This is a genomic window from Rothia sp. HSID18067 (genome assembly GCF_003989445.1).
GTDB classification, from domain to species: Bacteria; Actinomycetota; Actinomycetes; order Actinomycetales; family Micrococcaceae; genus Rothia; species Rothia aeria.
The window spans coordinates 76,727-93,573 of the sequence record NZ_RBMF01000005.1; the positions used below are offsets into that span (position 1 = coordinate 76,727).

General features: G+C 57.6%; 7 protein-coding genes. 3 read left to right on the forward strand and 4 right to left on the reverse strand.

Translation table 11 applies throughout. The features are described from left to right. The first annotated feature begins 117 nt into the window (after positions 1 to 117). Together D8M23_RS11565 and D8M23_RS11570 are read left to right on the forward strand one after the other, a co-directional pair. Entirely contained in the window at positions 118 to 3,009 is a 2,892-nt protein-coding gene (locus D8M23_RS11565) for a choice-of-anchor M domain-containing protein (RefSeq protein WP_126854873.1), read from the forward strand. Positions 3,010 to 3,447: 438 nt separating this feature from the next. Further along, positions 3,448 to 5,424: a serine/threonine-protein kinase gene (locus D8M23_RS11570; protein WP_126854874.1), complete on the forward strand. Its 1,977-nt coding sequence runs from the start codon at positions 3,448 to 3,450 to the stop codon at positions 5,422 to 5,424. A gap of 223 nt (positions 5,425 to 5,647) precedes the next feature. Here the strand turns inward: D8M23_RS11570 and D8M23_RS11575 are convergent, their stop codons facing one another. Beyond that, positions 5,648 to 6,979, reverse strand: a complete 1,332-nt coding sequence (locus D8M23_RS11575; RefSeq protein ID WP_126854875.1) for a hypothetical protein — start codon at positions 6,977 to 6,979, stop codon at positions 5,648 to 5,650. Then, positions 6,972 to 10,001, reverse strand: coding sequence for a hypothetical protein (locus tag D8M23_RS11580; RefSeq protein WP_238693866.1), 3,030 nt, complete (start codon positions 9,999 to 10,001; stop codon positions 6,972 to 6,974). The genes D8M23_RS11575 and D8M23_RS11580 overlap by 8 nt, the downstream gene beginning before the upstream one ends. A gap of 220 nt (positions 10,002 to 10,221) precedes the next feature. On the opposite strand from D8M23_RS11580, the gene D8M23_RS11585 reads away from it, so the two are divergent. Next, positions 10,222 to 14,550: an FtsK/SpoIIIE domain-containing protein gene (locus tag D8M23_RS11585; protein WP_126854876.1), complete on the forward strand. Its 4,329-nt coding sequence runs from the start codon at positions 10,222 to 10,224 to the stop codon at positions 14,548 to 14,550. Between the two features lie 132 nt (positions 14,551 to 14,682). Here D8M23_RS11585 and D8M23_RS11590 read toward each other — a convergent pair whose 3' ends face one another. Both D8M23_RS11590 and D8M23_RS11595 read right to left on the reverse strand, forming a co-directional pair. Beyond that, the gene (locus D8M23_RS11590) at positions 14,683 to 15,696 is read right to left on the reverse strand and encodes a hypothetical protein (RefSeq protein ID WP_126854877.1); all 1,014 of its coding nucleotides are present in this window, start codon (positions 15,694 to 15,696) and stop codon (positions 14,683 to 14,685) included. Positions 15,697 to 15,705: 9 nt separating this feature from the next. Continuing rightward, a complete protein-coding gene (locus tag D8M23_RS11595) occupies positions 15,706 to 16,716 on the reverse strand; it encodes a hypothetical protein (protein ID WP_126854878.1) in 1,011 nt (336 codons plus the stop codon). Positions 16,717 to 16,847 lie beyond the last annotated feature (131 nt).

Sequence of the window (16,847 nt, forward strand, 5' to 3'; positions counted from 1 at the left end):
GTACGTTCGCCCCCGCGCCGTTGGCGTATTCGGGAATCACTATACAGAGCATTTTTGTTAATGACAATTATTCGCAAAAATGCTACGCTATTGCCCGTAAAAATTAGAAAGGAAAGCATGAACACGCACCTCCGAACCCAACGTCGGGCACCCGGAAAACCCCTAGCGCGCCTCTCCGTCGCGGCGCTGATCATCCTCACCGGGTTAGCCCCCAGCATCACAGCCCACGCCGGACCTGACGACGGGCGCATCATCACCACCAAAGGCCACGTGGACGCCCCCAAAGCCTACTGGGAAAACGGCACGTTCGTTCTCAAAAATGAATCCAACCCCTACAAGACCGGCGCAGACCTCTACGACCTCGACAAAACCGTCAACTGGGTCGGTAAAGGCTGGGACGGGCGTAACGGTGCCTCACAATACACCCTCACCCTCCCCAACTCACCCAGCCTAGGTTTTCTGGGTGAGCCCGGGCAGACCCTCTACATGGCGCCCACCCTCACCTGGGGCAACCACGACCCCATCTGGGCGGGTCTGGGCGCATCCGTCAAAATCCCTACCGAACAGTTCCGTGACGGTGTGTTCGCCACCGACATCCTCTCGGTGGACGGCCCCGGGCGCATGGAGCTATTCCGGTACAACCCCGACGACGGCCCCGCTCAGATCAACCGCATTCTCTCAAGTACCAGCACCGGCTGGCACTCCTGGCTGCTGAGCAAAGGCAGCCACACCCACAACACCACCACCTTCACCCGGCCCGGGCGGTACGAAGTCACCTACCGCACTGTGGCCCGCGGTACCGACGGCAGAATCATCCAGTCCGCGCCGCAGAAACTCGTGTGGCAGGTGGGCGGTAATAAGCCTATTCTTGGTGACGGAACCCCCACCGCCGTACCCACAGAAGAGCGCTATAACGCCGCGAATGTGGGGAACCTGGACACCGCCAAATATGTGCTGTCCGTGGCACCGCACACCCCAGACCCGGACCCCGCCAAGAGGAGAGACGCCGACGATAAGCTCAGCGACATCACCTTCACAGCGGGCGATAAAAACCTCAAAGGCAAGCTCACCCTGTACAACAACGGGTACTTTCTGACGGATCTTGATGTCACCAACGGCACCGCCACCTGGAGCGAAATGATGGGCGGCGAATCATCCCACCTGCAGGCGGTGTTCACCCCTGAAGGTGACAGCGGTGCACGCTGGATCTCGCATCAACTCGCGTATGAGCCCGGGCGGGCTGAGAGCGTGTACAGTGACGACGGCAACGGCCAATGGCCCGTAAAAACCCCCGAAGAGCGCAACACTACCCTCAATACCGCCGCCTACACCCCCACCAGCGGCGACTACACGGTGCGTACCGTACCCTCCACGCAGGAAGGATACCGCACGATTGAGGTGACCTTCGCCGACCCGAACTTCCGCGGGTTTATTCGCGGCGGGTTCTACGCCCCCAACGACTACGAATACCCCAAATTCGATATTGAAACCACGGTCGAAAACGGGGTGGCGCGTTTTACCTACCGGGAAGACAGCTACTTTGAGAACAGTGAACTGATCGCCAAAGTACTGCCGCACCCAGATATGAACGCGCGCGCCTCACAAGTGAAACTCACCGGTGACTACCGGCGCGGCGGCGACTATAGCGCATCCGGCACATTCACCGTGGAGGGAACCGCCGGGCAGGCCCCCGCCGACCCCGCACCCAGTGCCCCCGCCGGTGAAACGCCCGCCCCATCGTCCAGCCCGAGCGCCACACCCGCTGCGCCTATTACCCCCGCCCCGTCCCGCACAGAACCAACCAGCCCAGCACCAGCCGCCTCAGGGCCAGCCCAGGGTGAGCCTACCGCATCGGCTGCAGCGCCCCCACCCGCCCCGTCGCACCCCACCTGTGATGCCCGCACCCTTGATGGCCGCCGCAAAATCCACGACGGGCACCTCGACATTCAGGGGCAGCTGCGCGACAAGCAGCTTCACGTGGGCCTGAAAGACGATAGCGGTCTGATCGACCCGGACTCGACCGTGCGCCCCCTTGATTCGGTGGTGCTCACCGTGAGCGATCGGGCACGCCGCACCCGTAATGAGCACATGAGCAGCCCCGCCCTGAACTTCATCGGCCCGGTAGGCACCGCCTTCTACGGGCTGCCCCAGACCCAGATCAAGGGGCTGCCCTGGCCGGGGTACAGCACCGAGAATATTGACTACTCCCAGCTGTCGGGCGGGGTGAAACTGCACGTGGTGCCGCGCACCATGCCGCGCGGCGCCCGGTTTGGGGTGTTCACAGAGTCGCTGACCGGAGCGGATGTGCTTCTTGACTCCACCACCGGCAAAGACACGATTGATATTGCGTACGCCACTCACGCGCACGCGAACTGGGTGTTTACCGAACCCGGCCGGTACGGGTTTGACGTGTACTACACCGCCACCCTCAAGGACGGTACGGAGGTAAAGAGCGAGGTGCAACGCATGCAGGTTGCGGTGGGGGATGAGGCCGCGAACGGCTGCTCAACCGGCGACTCCACCGGATCTGCAGCCCCCGGCGCGTCTGAGGGCGGCACCGCTGCACCCTCCGGTTCTGACCGCACCACCGCCGGTACCGGAACCACCGACGACACCACATCTGCGCCCGCACCCGCTGGCGAACCTGAGGCCACAGCACCCTCGTCCGGGGCAGGTGACTCATCACCCGGTGCCGCGCCTGCACCCGCGAATAATGGCTACGGTGCCGGTGCTCATGGCTATACTGCTGGTGCTGGCACCGGTTCGGATAGCAGCTCATCAGACGGTTACGGTGCCTCAGCTGATGGTGCTGCTGGCGCGGCCGGATCGTACGCCGGTGGCTCTGGGGGATCTGGGGCGGTATCCGGCGGGTCTTCCGGTGCGGGCTCCTCGGCTGGGGCGTTGGCGCACACAGGGTTCGCGGCCGCTGGTGTGGCTGCTGTGGGTGCGGCTGCCTTAGCAGGCGGCATTATTTTAGTTGTCATTCGCCGCCGCAGCAGCTCACGCTGATTCTAGGCAGCAGCATACTCGCCCCACGAGTGAATAGTGTTCCTCTAGGGGTATATGGCGTCCCGGCCTGTAGAACAATACTGACAGGCCGGGACGCCATATTTCTGAGCAATATCTGGCTATTTACGTATGAACCTGAATGTATTAGAGTCCGGTGAACGATAAATGTGGGTTATTGTATGGAACCCTCACGCAGGTGCGTGCTAAAAAATATCCGAAAACACTCTTTAAATTTCACGAAATACATACATAGTGCGGGTGCCTGCCCAATAATTGTTTACAGATTTTCGTTTATAGGGTCACACAATAATAGGTCAGCATAGTGTGGTGAGTCTCCCCATAACTGCAGCCATACTTTCCTGGCATCCTAGGTACACTTAAAGACGGCAGTTACACGGTAATCACAAAAACACCGGCAGTACGGGGTGAGGAGGCACAATGCAGGCAGCGTATCAGGGCGCGCCGCTGGGTTCGTCCTACCGGCTGGTGGAGCCCGTGGGGGAGGGCGCGGTCGGTACCGTGTGGACGGCCACCCGTTCCGATACGTCTGCGTTATTCGCTGCGAAGCTGCTTAAACCTGAGTACGCGAACAGCCCCGAATTCCTGGAGCGTTTTGTCCGGGAACGCACCGTGCTCATGCAGCTTCAGCATTCGAGTATCGTGCCGGTAGTGGACATGATCGTTGAGGGCGGTAACCTGGCGATTATTATGGAGTACCAGCACGGCGGTACTCTGCGCGATATGCTCCGCACCCTGGGCACGATTGCCCCCGGCACGGCCTTGGCAATGATGGAGCGTGTGCTGCTGGCCCTTGAACAGGCGCACCGTAAAAAGGTGCTGCACCTGGACATTAAACCTGATAACGTGCTGCTTTCCGGTAACCCCACCGAGACGTTTCCTGAGCAGGTGCGGGTAGCTGACTTCGGTATCGCCGAGCTCACCGGTGACGGCCCCGCATCCAGTACCACCGGGCGCGGCAGCTACGGCACGCCCATGTACATGTCGCCTGAGCGTAAACACTATGGCACCGCCACAGAATCCGCTGACGTGTACTCGGTGGGGGTGATGCTCCATGAGCTTCTGATTGCCTACCCGCCCACACCGAACAGCGGCAACCCCACCGGTGTGCACGAGAGCATCCCAAACGACCTGCGCACTGCCCTTGAGGCGATGCTCGCCACCTCCCCAGATGCGCGCCCCACCGCCGCACAGGCTGCCGCGTCGCTGCGCGCCCTAGCAGCCCGGTATGCCCCGGCCCCGCCAATGCTGCCAGTGAATCCTCCCAGCAGCCCCCAGCACACCCCGCCGGGCACCGGCCCGGGGGAGCGGATGGCGACGGTTGTGCGTGGGGCTTCAGCTGCCTCCCAAGACACCGTGATGGGCACCCAGATGCCGGTTGAGCCTTTGCCCCACTTGGGGGAGGCATCATCCCAGACGGTGCTGCGTCCGGTGCGTGTGAGCCCCGAACCTGAGCAGCAGGCACAGGAGGAAGAAGAGGAAGAGCCAACGGGCGGCTTTACGCGGCAGCTGCGCCGCCCGATCGTGTGGGGGTCAATCCTGAGCGTGCTGCTGATTGTGGTTGTGATCGGCGTGGTGATTTGGAACCCTGTGGCCCCGAAGAAGACCGAAACCACCCACGAGAAATGGTCTGCGCAGGGCAACGATTCTAAACCGTTGCCCTCGGGGCTGGGCACACAGGTTTCAGCGGAATACGATTCATCCTCGCAGAGTGCTTCTCTTACGTTTAAGTTCTCGTCGCAGAAGTCGGCGCTGAAAGGCGATATTCTGCAGGTTATCCCCGGCACTGCCGAGGGCGGCACCTGCCCCGAGACGACGTGGAGCCCCTCTAAAGGCCAGAAAGCGCAGAAGAACCACGCCACAATCACCGGTATTGATAAGAAATGTTCGTGGTCTTTGCCGGAGGTGGAGATCCCCGCAAACTCGACGGTGTCGATGACTGCCACAGTGAAGGTCTCAATTTCGGATCAGAAGGACTTGCAGAAGTGGGTTTCTGAGATTGAGCGTAAAACCCAGGAGGCCATTACCGACCGCGAGGTGCGGTCCACCTCGTACCCGCTGCAGCGGTTGCAGGCGATTGCGGTGAAGGTGCCGGATAAGGTGGTTAATCAGAGTGCCCTGCCGATTACGGTGGTGCCGGTGTGGCCCAGCGGGCAGGACGATGTGCACCCCATCCTGCGTTCGCCAGCAACGGGGGACCCGTCACAGGTGGTGCAGGCGGTGGCCCCGGATCAGTCGGCGGTGCGTTTCACGGATAGCTGTGCGGGGCATATTTCGGTCTCCGCGGATGGTAAGACTGTAACGACCCTATCGATTGCTCCGCAGTGTACTATCACCGCGACGGTGGGTAATTATACGGATATTCGGAGTAACCAGTTCAGTATCACTGCCCGTTAGCGCCCCGGCCAGGTACGCCCCAAACCCCGAATATGGCGCGTCCCTAAGATCGGGCAGTACCGGCAACCCTCATTATTGGGACATAGGAAACCCCCAGTCGTCGCGGTATGTGTACCGCGACGACTGGGGGGCTGAAGTGATCTTCCCTCTCATCCGCAGGGCTGCGGTATGACAGGGCGGCGACCTCACAGCATATTTTATAACTATGCGTTATTGTGTATGGCTAGCCTGCGAACCAGGTGATAGAAGCATCAGCTGCAGAACCCGCCGTTTGCGGACGCAGCCCCAGTGACTGTTCGGAGGCGTGCAGAAGCGCGGGCTGGGCGGTTACCGCATTGGGCCGCGTAAAGTCTAGCGCCGGACCCGCAAGCCCCTCGCCGGAACGCATCTTCACCGTTGCAAGAGTCTTAAGCACCGACTCGTTATTCATATCAAGGTTCAGCGCTGAGGCGTAGGCAAGGGCCACCACGGCATCATGGGAGCGGGAATCCGCATAAGCAGCCACGGTACTGAATTCCTGGTCGCCGCTGAGGGTCTGCACATTGGAGTCTGCGCTCATAATCCCCACCGCTTTCAAAAAGGCAGACATGCTCCGCCCTTCATCTGTGGACTGCAGCGCCACCGAGTCGGAAGTATCCACTCCGCTAGTGGCCAGCGACGAGGAGATGGCCCCACCCTGTTTCACCAGCTCTGTGCTAAAGACCGGGCTTATCGCCTGGGGCGAGAGCAGTATGGTGGTTTTGACGGCGGCCTCTTGAAGCGCCTTCACAAGGCTAGCCTGCATAGCGGCGGGCGCGGCAACTGTCACCGTCGTCCCGGGGCCAAGCTCCGCAGTTTTTTCTGCTACAGAACGGGCCAGCGCAGCCGGGTCGTCCCCAGGCTTATATGTGAGAGTGTGGGCTGCCAGAATACCGGTGCTGTACCCTTGGGCCTCAACCGCTACAACCTTATTCGGGTCTTCCACCCCAGACTGCAGGGCCACGAGCGACGCCTCAGCGTTGGGTGCAAACGACCACACCCCATCGCCGGTTCCAACGTTGTCGTACACCTCAATCATGGGAATATGGTACTCTTTCGCCGCTGTCACAGCGCCTTGCACGTGGCTTCCGGAAGAGGCCATGACGATGCCCTCAACCCCTTCGGCCTTCATCTGCTCCACGGCTTGCCGGGCGCCCGTCTCAGTGCCCCTATCGTTGAGGGTCACCAGCTCTACAGGCACATTACCCATGTGCAGACGGTACGCGGCCACCGCCGCACCCTGGGCGGGCTGCAGCCATTCCGAGCCTTCAGTCTCCTCACCGTAGGTGACAATCACCCCGAGCTTAATGGACTTACCAAGCGTGGGAAGTTTAATATCTAACGGCACACTGGGAGCGACGGCGGCACCGGGTTTTGGGGACTCGTTTTTAAAGGTCGGCAAGGGGCTGCGGCCCGAGGTGAGCCACATGCTGGTGGCCACAACCAGCGCCAGCACCCCCGCAATAACAGCCCCGACGGTCAACACGATTTTCACGCGTGACCGCCGAGGCGTCTGCTGCCCTTCGGGGTTAGCCATTCTGTGCTTCTCCCACGCGGAAGGTGTACAGTACCCGAACTTCGGCGTTACCAGCATCCGAAAGGTGGAATGGTTTCATCTTCTCCAGGGACTTGAGCGACTCCTTGAACTGCGCCTGACGCAGCTGAATGTTAGCAATATCTTCAGAACGGATACTCGTGTACCCCTGCGCGTTCTGGGAGGCTAACGCCAGCTGATAGTCGGCCGAGCCCGCCTTCGCAGAATTCGATTTGAGCGAGCCAAGCAGGCCAGCCCCTTCAACTTTACTGTCGCCAAGGTCAAGCATGATCTTATTCAAATCGCTGTACAGCAAAGCGGAGGAGCCTTCCAAGTCTCGGGTCGCTGCAGAGGTGCGCTGATCAAGCAGCCCCAGCGACTGCTGGGTGGCCCCGTCGAGGGCGGCCCGCACATTATTGGTACGCTCCGACAGGTCTTTACGCTGGTTCTCAACCGAATTGCCGGCACCCACCACAATATTGTCGGAGGTCTCTACCAGCTGGTTAATGGAGCGTGAGAACGCATCCTCAACAGCACGGTTGCCGCTCTGCCCACGGTCCGAGATCACACGGATCTGCTTGCCAATGAGGTCGTTCACCTGCTGCGCGGTCTTATCAGAGGAGTCTTTGAAGGCTGCCTTCACGGTCTCCGAGATTTTATTGTGCTGCTCCGCCAGATCTTTGAGGTTCTGCCCCAAATCGTCGCTCTTGCGGGTGAGAGCATCCACCTTCTGCTTGAGGGCGCTGATGTTCTTCTCCTGCTCACCGTTACGGTCACGGTTGGTGTCGCCGAGCTTGTTCGCTTCATCCTCTAAGGCTTTAAGCTGCCCGTCAAGATCATTCACCCGAGCGTTAACCCGCTTAGCGTCTGCGGCCAGGCCCTTCTCCGCGTTCGGGTCGGTTTCAGCAGAGACGCTCCTCCATCGGCCCTGCTGCTCAACGATACGCTGATCCATGGGCTTACCGTGGTGCGGCTTCACCTCACTGGCGTTCTCCACTACCGCTGCGGGGGTGGTAGCCTCACCGGATGCCCCCTCCGAGGGGCTCGCGCTGGCACTTGTACTTGCGGATGCTGAAGGCTCAGCACTTGTGCTCGGTGCCGCTGAAGGCTCAGCCGAAGGCTGATCGTTGGGGGTATTAGGTTCGGGCGCAGGTTGCGGCTGCTGCCCACCACCTGCACCGCAGGGGGTAGCCGTGAGGTAGGAACGTAACCGCGCCACCTCATCGGGGCTCAAATGCCCGCCGCGTTCGGTAGAGAGCTCACACAACTGATCTGCGAGCTTCTGATTCTGCTCCTGGGCAGACCCTTCACCGGTGAGCTCTGCCTGAGCCTCCTGAGAAGTCTTATAGATGCGCCCGATACCTTCCTGCAGGCTGTTAGAGGACTCCTTGAGCGAGTTCACGTTGCCACGGATATTCTTAATGGTTTCTTGAACTTTCGCGGTGTCTGCGCTACCTGAATTTTGCGAGTTCAGATAGTCAGAAAGCTGCTGAATAGACGCCTGCAAGTCGCTGTAGTTCTTATTGGCACCCTTAAGATAATCCGGTCGCATATCGTTAAGCAGCGAGTCGCTGGCCACGGTCAGACCAATCAGATTAGCCTGCACAGAGGCTGAGGTGCCGTACAGGGCACAGGTCACCGAATCCCCACCGTGATCACGGCACTGTTCGGGGCCGGGGTCTTTCGGACCGATAATCTGCGAAAGGGTCCCCGACAGTTCCCGCTGGCATCCTGCGTTGGCTTGGGCGTAACTGCCAAGCACATCCGCAAGCTGCACCAGATTGGAATAGACAGAGCTGCCGCCATGGGGGGTGGACCGATCCACCGTGCAGGAGTTGCCGCTGGCATTAACCTTCACGGAAGGGTGCACGGAGGTATCCCCCAGCGCCGAGTCGAGGGAGCCCACGGTGCGCTCCAGCTGGGTTATCAGCTGAGAATTATTGGTCTGAGCAGTTTTGGAAAGATCAGTTTTCAGATCACGGATCTGGCTGCTGAGCTCCTCCATGCGTTTGGTGAGCTTCTCGTTGCTGCCTTTAAGGTTTTCGGCGGTGCCATTACCCAAAGAACCAGCGGTGGAATCCAGGTTTTTGCGCAGCTCATTAATCTGGTCACTAGCCGAGAGCAGGGTGCCGTTCACATCCGAAACAACCTTCATGGTGCGCTGCAGCAACGCCATCTGGTTCTGGTCGTTCTTATTGAACCCGTTAGTGAGCACGTTTTCACTGGACAAAGAGTCAGCAAACCCCGGCTGCACCGCGATATCGAAGTTAGGAACCTTAAAGTCCTTCGCATCCATCTTTAGCACCAGGGACGCGTTCGCCTCAGTGGTGGGCGGAGTGATGATAGTACCCCACTGCACCACCGCCTTGCCGTCCGAGTTGGAACTAATCACACCGTTAGTGGCGTTAGGGTCCTTAGCGTCAAGGCTGCTGCCGGCAACCACCTGATTGGGGGTTGAATTTTCCAGCACCGTGGAAGCGGCAACAGTCAGCGGCACACCCACAAGAGCTTTTTTCTTATGGCTGCTCCCGCCAGCATCATAGGTAATTTCCTGCGGTTTAACACTCAGGTTTTCAACCGAAATTTTAATGGTTAGCGGCCCGGAATACCCCTTAAGCTCATTCAAGTCCGTGCCGTTGCCTTTATTGCTCTGGTACTGCACCGACACACGCACGGGCACATCGTTCACCACATCGCTCACCTTATACTTCACGTCTTTAGTGGAGCTCTGATGGGTGTGCTCATTCACATAAATATTGGTGCTATTGATTGCTTTAACCGACCCGGTGTGGTCAACATTAACGTTCACATTCTGCAGGATATTTGTGGGGTCACTTACCTGCTGTTCGCTTCTGCGGGTCTCTGTGGGGCCATCATCAGCCGAAGGGGAGTCGGAGGAACACCCTGCGAGCAGCAGCATTAACGCTACCCCCGCCGCCAGAGGTGCCTTGAGCAATCTAGATGCGCGGCGTTTCTTGAGCGTATGGCTGACCGGAGCGTAAATAGGCACCTGGTGAGCTTTCATAGTTATACTCCTGGTAAAGGCACACGCTTTGGCGGGCCTTTCGTCTCGGTGATAAGCAAAGTAACTTATCCTATCTTACGACTACTCACAATTGTTTTAAGCCAGTTGAGATGTGATAAACGGAATTAGATGGATAATTGGGTAGTGAGATCAACTACCCCAGCTAGTTAGCGGGCGGTATAAAACACACCGATAAAACTACCGGAGAGGATATCTCAGGGTGAAAATTCTGGTTGACCTGCACGGGTTCACGCGTACCTTTGAGTTGGACTATTGGCAGGATAACACCACACTCAGCGACCTTATTCTTGCCGCCGGTGGGCCTCACATCGCCCCCAATGACCCCCTGTATTTGGATGCCCAGCCCCTACAGGGCGCCTCACAGCTGGGGTCAGTTGCGCTGCTGGAGGGCAGTGTTATTAGCCAACGCCCCATACCCGTGGCCCAACCGGTACGCGGCTGGAACATCACCCTCGCTGGTGGCACCAGAGCAGGGGACGTAGTGCCCCTTCCAAAGGGCAGGCCCCTCATAGTGGGCCGCTCACCGCAGGCAGACATTGTGCTACCCACCGAAAGCGCCTCATGGGAACATTGCCGCATTGAACGCACCGAAGAGGGCATTAAAATCTCCGATGCCGGTTCCACTAACGGAACCTTTGTTAACGGTATAAAAATACCCGAAGAAGGCGTAGAAACCGACGAGCTTACAGTCATCTACACCGGCGGTGCCGTGCTCCTGCTGAGGCCACAATTGGTGGAGCACTCGGCCCCGAAACCCGGAACACTCCCAAACCTTACCCCCGCACGAACCGCCCCGTTTAACCGTCCGCCACGTCCCGGGATGCTTCCCGAGGCGGACCCTATTAAACTCCCCAAACGCAAACAAATCACAAAACCCTCAAAATTTAGTTATGCAACCGCGCTTAGCCCCCTCGTCTTAGCTGTCGCCATGATCGCTGTTATGGGTGATATTAGGTTCGCTTTTTTTGCGCTTCTAAGCCCTATCGCGATTATTGCCATGTGGGCGGAGCAGCGCTGGCGGTATAAACGTGATACCCGCGAAGAGGAAGAACGTTTCGCCAAAGACTTAGAAAAACTGCGGCAAGAACTTAAAAATAGTTATGGGTACGAACGTACTCGTCTGCATGAGCAGGCCCCCGACCCTGCCAGTGTGCTACGTCGTGTGCAGCTACCTAGCACTGAGCTGTGGCAACGCCGTTTCTTGTCCCGTGACTTTTTAAGCTTACATGTTGGATACGGCAACTTTGGCTGGGCCCCAACCCCTGATAATAGTTCGCACCAAGACCGAGAGAAAGAAGTCACCGAGCTTATAGACGCCTCCACCCTTAGTGGTGCACCTGTGATCGCAGACATTTCAAATGCCGGTGTTATTGGTATTGTGGGGGAACGACAGGGCGCGCTGGCACTCGCTCGTAGCCTGCTCATTCAGGCTGTCACCCATTGCGGGCCTGCTGATACTACTGTTGGTGTGTTCTTTGATAAGGGCAAAGAGGACGAATGGGCCTGGACCTCGTGGCTGCCGCACACTCGGCAAAGCGGCTCCGCTGTTGGGGGCCGCTGGATTTCCAATGACCGGGAGCAATCAATGACGATGCTCAGAAGCTTGCGTCAAGGTATTGACGGGTTGCTTTCCCCTGGGCTGCTATTGCTTATTGACTCCGAAGTCCTCACTGAAGGCCGTGACGCTCCTGCACGTGAATTACTCGGATACGGGCGCAATATAAAGAACGGATCCTCGTTTTCTATAGGCAGTAATAACGCAAAGGACAATCATCGTGTCTCGGGTATTGTAATTGCCACCTCAGAAGAGCAGCTGCCTGCTTCCTGCACCGTGGTGATTAACGTAGAGGAGGACGCTGCCGCCGCTTTTACCGAACCCGAGAAACGCCGCACCGTTGAGGATGTCATTATCGGCGGCATTGCCTTAGAAGCCGCGACCACCATTGCACACCAGCTCGCTCAGTTCGATGATCCTGAGCTTGTCATCCCTGGAGCAGGACTGCCCTCGCTGGTGCGCCTGCCTGAACTCACTGGTGTCGGCACCCCCACACCTCAGAAAATTGCTGAAAAATGGCGGAACGCAACCGGGTTCAGTACCGAAATCGGTGTCGGTGACCAAGGCGTGTACACCCTCGACCTCGTCAAAGACGGCCCGCACGGCCTCGTCGGCGGTACCACGGGTTCGGGTAAGAGCGAATTCCTGCGCTCCCTCGTGGCGGGCCTAGCAACCCATAACGACCCCACCCGCCTGAACTTCATCCTCATCGACTTCAAAGGCGGTGCGGCCTTCAAAGCCTGTGAACGGCTGCCGCACACCATCGGCACCATCAGCAACCTTGATGAGCAGCTGGCAAACCGCGCCCTCATCAGCCTCGAAGCCGAAATGGAGAGGCGGCAGCGGCTCTTCGCCGCCGCCGGTGAAGGCGTAGACAACATCACCGAATACCTGGCCACCAACCCGCCAGAACCCATGCCGCGCCTGCTCCTGGTCATCGACGAGTTCGCCATGCTCGCCAAAGACTTCCCCGATGTGCTCAGCTCACTTGTGAGTGTTGGCGCTGTGGGCCGAACCCTTGGCGTGCACATGATCCTGGCAACCCAGCGGCCCGCCGGCGTGGTGAACAACGATATTCTGGCAAACACCAACCTGCGTGTAGCGCTGCGTGTGCAGTCCAAAGAAGACTCCTCCAACGTGATTGAAGTGCCGGACGCCGCATCTATTGAGCGCTCGCAGATGGGCCGCGCCTACATCAAACTGGGGCAAACCGACATCACCCCCATTCAGACTGCGCTGGTAACCGGGTTCAGCGGTGTCGTTGAACGTGCACCTATTGAGCTGCGTTCCACCAATATTTTTGGGGTCCCTGAAGCACCGCGGGCTCTCCCGAAGCCGAAGAAAACCGATGCGAACGATCTTGACAACCTCATTGATGCCATCATCAAGGCTGGTACTGAACAGGGTGTAGGGCAGCCCCGTAAGGTCTGGCCTAATGCTCTGGGGGAGCGCGTGCCCCTTGCGGGGTTCACTAACCCTGATGATGATCCTGGAACAGCTGACACTGATACCCTGGATATTGGCGCTGTTCAGGGCACTACTGTGTTTTTTGCACTTGCTGATATCCCTCATGAGCAGAGGCAGATTCCACAGGGCTGGGATATGGAGCGCAGTAATCTGCTGATGGTGGGTGCCCCCGGTAGCGGCACCAGCACATCTCTCATTTCTTTGGCACTTACTTTGTGTTTGCATTCCCACCCGGATGAGTTTGATATGCTCATCCTTGATATGGGCGCGGGTACTCTAGCGCCATTGCAGAATTTACCCCATGTGAGTTCCTACGTGGGCCCGGGTGAGGGCGCTAAGGAGCGGCAGACGAGGTTCCTAAGGCACCTGATGGTTGAACTTGATCGCCGCCGCTCCAACCCGTTTGGCAATCGCAGGATTGTAGTTCTGGTGGACGGGTTTGGCACGCTTAAGGATGAGTTTTCTGAATACACGGGCACCGATTATTTGAGCGCTTTTTACCGTATTTATTCTGATGGGCCTGCCTTGGGAATGCATATTGCGATGACCAGTAGTCGTATAAAGGGTATACCGTCAGTGGTGGATGATGTGTCATTGCAGCGGTGGTTGTTTCACCTGGCCGATCCGTACGATTATTCGGGGTATAAGATTAGGGGCACAGATATCCCTGCCCCAGTACCGGGTCGGTGTGTAGAGAGCTCCACCATTCGACAAATGCATGTGGCGACCCCCGTTTTGGGTACTGAGTCTGCTGTTAAACAGGTGCAGCAGCGTTGGGGTGAGGCAGATAAGCCGGACGTGATTGGGCAGCTCCCATCGCTGGTGCCGCTTTCGACGTTGGCAGCCCAGCCGGAGATTACTCATGATCGCTGGGTGATTCCTGTGGGTATTGCTGAGCATAATTTGCAGCCGGTTTCGCTGGAACTGTATGAAGGAGAGCACGCCCTGATTGGTGGTTCGCCGCGTTCGGGTAAGAGCTCCCTGCTGCAGGCGATCGGTGATTCAGTGGTACGTTTACGTGAACAGCATCCGCAGGGGGTGAACGGTTTAGGTACTCCGCAGGTGTGGGTAATTTGTGGCAGGCGCTCCCCATTGTTGAACCATCCGTTTGATCGGATTGCCACGAAACCTGAACAGATTGACGTTATGATCTCTGATGCGGGTATGACGACGGCCCCGCTCCTGCTGCTGATTGATGATGCTGAGCGTATTGATGATAGTAAGAATTCTATTAAGAGCTTGGTGGAAGGTGATTACCCCTTGGTTCATGTGGTAGCAGCTGGTAAACCCGACGAGATACGCACCATGTATTCGCACTGGCTGAAGGATGTACGTAAGTCACGTACGGGTGTGCTGCTGCAACCGAACGTTGACTATGATGGAGATATTTTCTCGATAACATTGCCGCGCCGTTCCCCCGTTGCTCTTACGACTGGGCGCGGGTACGTGGTAGTGGGAGGGTCGTCGGTGCTTGCACAAGCGGTTAGCCCGGACGGCACAGAGTAGCCCTAGACTTTCAAAGATGTTAAGGGCTATAGGCAAGCGGTAGAGGGCTAAGAGCTGCTGTTAGCTAACCTATAGCTACCTCTGCCGCTGCTTTACCCGAGATCACTGCCTGATGTTACAGATAAAAGGCTGTTACCGTCGTTGTGTTTTTCGGCGAACCGACCCTTGAAGCTCCCGCGCATACACACCCAACGAACTCACTAACACATCCCCTAACCCAAACCCTAAAACCCCCGGAACAACCACCATACACCCCGGAAACCCCACCACTAACACAACCCCTACCACCACAACCACCACACAACTAACCACCACTATCACACGCGCTTGTATCACCCGCTTCACAAACACCGAAAGAGCAACCGAGGCACCCACCACTGATAGTGAAGGAAGGATCACAGATACCGGATCATAAGATTTTCCTAGGATATAGATCGGAAAAATCCCCGACAACAAAACAGCCACAGCAAGCCCGAGCAGAATTAACAACACCAACGCTAACGCGCCCCCACCCACCGCGTTCTGCTGCTCCCGCTGCCGCTCACTCCGCAGCCAGACAAGATGCCTCGCATACTCAGCATTACTCATCCGGTACACACGCCACGCATGGTAATACCCTAATAACACATTCCCCGAATAATACCCCGCACCGATACTTGTAGCCGCTACCACATACAACCCATGATTCAGACCTGATAAAAACAAGACCAGGTGCGGTACCAGCAAAAACGATGCATAATACAACCAAAACGCCGGAGTTTGCCGTAGTTTTAAAAACAGAAACGCGCACCAGGTAATCCCTGCCGGGGGTAAAAGCACTAAGAGCACATAGAAGACCAGCGGTTGTGGTGGCTGGTTGAGTGTTCCCAGGAAAAGCCATACCACAGGAAACGCGACCAGTGTTTGTCCTGCCGCTACTGTAAGGCAGAGCCGCCATAGAAATTCGCCTATGGTAAAAGGCTCGTACCGTGGCAGCTGCGGGCCGATCGGGACGTTACTGATACTGCTTGGGTTGGTGGGGTATAGGACAAGTTCCGGGACAGGGGCAGAGGCTTCTGCGGAGACAGCACTACTGCTGGTGCGGGCCGGGGTTTTGGGGTGTTCGAGACACTCCGGAGTGAGAGCATGATCTTTTCTACGGCTCACAAGGCACCACTACCTAGGTGAGCGTCGTTGTGTTTTTCGGCGAACCGACCCTTGAAGCTCCCGCGCATACACACCCAACGAACTCACTAACACATCCCCTAACCCAAACCCTAAAACCCCCGGAACAACCACCATACACCCCGGGAACCCCACCACTAACACAACCCCTACCACCACAACCACCACACAACTAACCACCACTATCACACGCGCTTGTATCACCCGCTTCACAAACACCGAAAGAGCAACCGAGGCACCCACCACTGATAGTGAAGGAAGGATCACAGATACCGGATCATAAGATTTTCCTAGGATATAGATCGGAAAAATCCCCGACAACAAAACAGCCACAGCAAGCCCGAGCAGAATTAACAACACCAACGCTAACGCGCCCCCACCCACCGCGTTCTGCTGCTCCCGCTGCCGCTCACTCCGCAGCCAGACAAGATGCCTCGCATACTCAGCATTACTCATCCGGTACACACGCCACGCATGGTAATACCCTAATAACACATTCCCCGAATAATACCCCGCACCGATACTTGTAGCCGCTACCACATACAACCCATGATTCAGACCTGATAAAAACAAGACCAGGTGCGGTACCAGCAAAAACGATGCATAATACAACCAAAACGCCGGAGTTTGCCGTAGTTTTAAAAACAGGAATGCGCACCAGGTGATCCCTGCCGGGGGTAAAAGCACTAAGAGCACGTAGAAGACCAGCGGTTGTGGTGGCTGGTTGAGTGTTCCCAGGAAAAGCCATACCACAGGAAACGCGACGATTCCTTGGGCAAGAATTGCTGAGATGAGTGATGGGGTTAATGCTGGTTCGTACCGTTGTGGCAGCTGCGGGCCGATTGGGACGTTACTGATACTGCTTGGGTTGGTGGGGTATAGGACAAGTTCCGGGACAGGGGCAGAGGCTTCTGCGGAGACAGAACTACTGCTGGTGCGGGCCGGGGTTTTGGGGTGTTCTACATGCTCCAGACTATGAGCATGATCTTTTCTACGGCTCACAAGGCACCACTACCTAGGTGAGCGTCGTTGTGTTTTTCGGCGAACCGACCCTTGAAGCTCCCGCGCATACACACCCAACGAACTCACTAACACATCCCCTAACCCAAACCCTAAAACACCCGAAGGCACTA

Excerpts from the sequence above, each read along its gene's own strand:
- D8M23_RS11580 (WP_238693866.1), bottom strand. The coding sequence starts at position 10,001 with ATGAAAGCTCACCAGGTGCCTATTTACGCTCCGGTCAGCCATACGCTC.
- D8M23_RS11565 (WP_126854873.1), top strand. The coding sequence starts at position 118 with ATGAACACGCACCTCCGAACCCAACGTCGGGCACCCGGAAAACCCCTA.
- D8M23_RS11570 (WP_126854874.1), top strand. The coding sequence starts at position 3,448 with ATGCAGGCAGCGTATCAGGGCGCGCCGCTGGGTTCGTCCTACCGGCTG.
- D8M23_RS11575 (WP_126854875.1), bottom strand. The coding sequence starts at position 6,979 with ATGGCTAACCCCGAAGGGCAGCAGACGCCTCGGCGGTCACGCGTGAAA.